The sequence below is a fragment of the Amaricoccus sp. genome, from assembly GCF_036846665.1.
In the GTDB taxonomy this organism is placed as follows: Bacteria; Pseudomonadota; Alphaproteobacteria; order Rhodobacterales; family Rhodobacteraceae; genus Amaricoccus.
Window position 1 is genome coordinate 1 of sequence record NZ_DAIUBO010000362.1, and the last position, 2,604, is coordinate 2,604.

The 2,604-nt window shown below is 70.8% G+C and carries 2 protein-coding genes and 1 pseudogene; all 3 read left to right on the plus strand.

Annotated features, from left to right (window positions below; genetic code table 11):
• Positions 1-447 (plus strand): annotated as a pseudogene (locus V7050_RS20255) (hypothetical protein); the annotation flags it as partial.
• A gap of 280 nt (positions 448-727) precedes the next feature.
• Positions 728-2,101: a glutamate--cysteine ligase gene (locus V7050_RS20260; protein WP_324370139.1), complete on the plus strand. Its 1,374-nt coding sequence runs from the start codon at positions 728-730 to the stop codon at positions 2,099-2,101.
• 165 nt (positions 2,102-2,266) lie between these two features.
• Positions 2,267-2,494 (plus strand): hypothetical protein, encoded by a 228-nt coding sequence (locus V7050_RS20265; RefSeq protein ID WP_324370141.1) that lies wholly within the window; start codon positions 2,267-2,269, stop codon positions 2,492-2,494.
• Positions 2,495-2,604 lie beyond the last annotated feature (110 nt).

A 2,604-nucleotide genomic window follows, 5' to 3' on the forward strand; every position in this document is an offset into this window, starting at 1 on the left:
CCCTTCGCACCCCTCGGCGCGCTGCTCGGGGCGGCGGTCGCGCTCGGGGGCGGTGCCCTGCTTCGCGCCGCCTTGCGCCGCATCGCGCTGGGCGCCGACAAGGCCGCGGCGGGCATCGTCGAGGTGGACGAGGGCAGGATCGCCTATTTCGCGCCCCAGGGCGGCGGCTTCGCCGATATTCCGGCGCTCGAGCGGGTGGAGATCGTGGCGACGGGCCGGTCGGGCCACGCCTGGCTGCTGACATCCGAAGACGGCTCCCGGCTGGCGATCCCGCTCGGGGCCGCGGGGGCCGAGCGGATCCCGGACGCGCTGGCGGCACTGCCCGGCATCGACCTCGGCGCCGGCGTCGCGGCGGTCGCCCGGAGCGGTCGGCCGCCGGCGCCTGTCTGGACGCGCCCGGCGCCGACCGGTACGGGGCCGGGGCCGCGGCGGATCGGGCCGCATTGATCGGGCCGCAGGCTTTGGGGGGATTCGCATTCGGCCACGCGATCCCCTCCGCCCGAAGTCCAGGCGCGCCTAGTTTCACCATCCCGCCGAGGCCAGGCACCGCCGGGCAGCGCCCGCCCCGCCCCAGCCGGGCGCTGCCCTCGTCTTGCTGTGGGACAGTCGAGATAGAAAGAATGAGCTCCAATGGCGGTGGCCCTGGAGGCCGCGGGTTGCAGCTTGTCTCGCCGCCGGGCGCGGTCTAAGTGCAGGCCCGACGCCAGAAGCACGGAGCCGCGCCCCCATGTCAATTCCCCAGTCCGGCGGCGGCCTCATCGAGCATGACGGGCAGCTGGCCGAATACCTCGCTTCGGGATGCCGTCCGCGCGAGCAATGGACGATCGGGACCGAGCACGAGAAGTTCGGCTATTTCCTGAAGGACCACCTGCCGCTTCCCTACGAGGGGCCCTGCTCCATCCGCGCCATGCTGGAGGGGCTGCGGGACCGCTACGGCTGGATGCCGGTCGAGGAGGCGGGCAAGATCATCGGCCTCTCCTACAAGGACGGCGCCAATATCAGCCTCGAGCCGGGCGGGCAGCTGGAACTGTCGGGGGCGCAGCTCCACACCATCCACGAGACCTGCGACGAGGTGAACGAGCATCTGCGCGAGGTGCGCTCGGTGGCCGACGAGATCGGCGCGGGCTTCATCGGGCTCGGGGCGGCGCCGGAATGGACCCACGACCAGATGCCGGTGATGCCCAAGGGGCGCTATGCGCTGATGACCCGCTACATGGGGCAGGTCGGCACGACCGGCACGATGATGATGTACCGGACCTGCACCGTGCAGGTGAACCTCGACTTCGCCTCCGAGGCCGACATGGTGCAGAAGTTCCGTGTCGCGCTGGCGCTGCAGCCGGTCGCCACGGCGCTCTTCGCCAATTCGCCGTTCTTCGAGGGCAAGGACACCGGCTGGCAGTCCTGGCGGGCGCGGATCTGGCGCGATCTCGACGCCGACCGCACCGGCATGCTGCCCTTCGTCTTCGAGGACGGCATGGGCTTCGAGCGCTATGTCGATTATGCGCTCGATGTGCCGATGTATTTCGTCTACCGCGACGGGAAGTACGTCGACGCGCTGGGGCAGTCGTTCCGGGATTTCCTGAAGGGCGAGCTTCCGGCGCTGCCGGGCGAGAAGCCGACGCTCTCGGACTGGGCGGATCATCTGACCACGATCTTCCCGGAGGCGCGGATCAAGCGGTTCATGGAGATGCGCGGGGCCGACGGCGGCCCGTGGCGGCGGCTCTGCGCGCTGCCCGCGCTCTGGGTGGGGCTGCTCTACGACCAGGCCTCGCTCGATGCGGCCTGGGATCTCTGCAAGGGCTGGAGCGCGGAGACCCGCGAGCAGTTCCGCCATGACGCGGCCAAATACGGTCTGCGCGCGAATGTCGCCGGGCGCAGCATCCGCGATTTCGCCGGCGAGGTCCTGGGCATCGCCGAGGCCGGGCTGAAGGCGCGCGCACGCCCCGGTGCCGGCGGGCTGGTCGCCGACGAGAGCCATTTCCTGAGCGCGCTGCAGGAGACCGTCGCCACCGGCCAGACCCTGTCCGACGAGCTGCTGGCGAAATACCGCGGCGAATGGGCGGGCGATCTGTCGCGGATCTATGCCGCGTGGAGCTACTGAAGCTCCGGACGGGCGGGGCCGAGCGCGGGCGGTCGCCGTCGCCCCTGCCGCGCGGCATGCGGGATCGCGCGGCGACCCCGGTTATTGACAGGTGATTGACGGGCGGCTCACGGTTTCGTAACGGCTTGCAAGGTATTGTGGCTCCATCGACAAAGGAGCTTCGCCATGCCCCGCGATACGCTTTCCTCCGACGATCGGTTCCCCTCCTCGATCCGTTCGGCCGTTCTCGATCTGATCTCCGACCGCGATCCGGCTGAAGACGACCAGAATTTCCTCGTGGCGCTGCGCGACGTGGTCTGCCGCGGCCGCACGCCGGCCCGGGATCTCTGGCAGAAATACCGCGCCGACGCCCCGAGCATCCGCGCCAGGGTCTACGCCCGCTACGGCTACTGATACCGATACCAGCGGCCCTCGCCGTCGACTCCCGTTCCTCCCGCGGCCGGGGTGACCCCAGCCCGATCGACCCGTGGCGATCGGGCCGCGCCGGCCCTGCCGGGGGCCGG

Excerpts from the sequence above, each read along its gene's own strand:
- V7050_RS20260 (WP_324370139.1), top strand. The coding sequence starts at position 728 with ATGTCAATTCCCCAGTCCGGCGGCGGCCTCATCGAGCATGACGGGCAG.
- V7050_RS20265 (WP_324370141.1), top strand. The coding sequence starts at position 2,267 with ATGCCCCGCGATACGCTTTCCTCCGACGATCGGTTCCCCTCCTCGATC.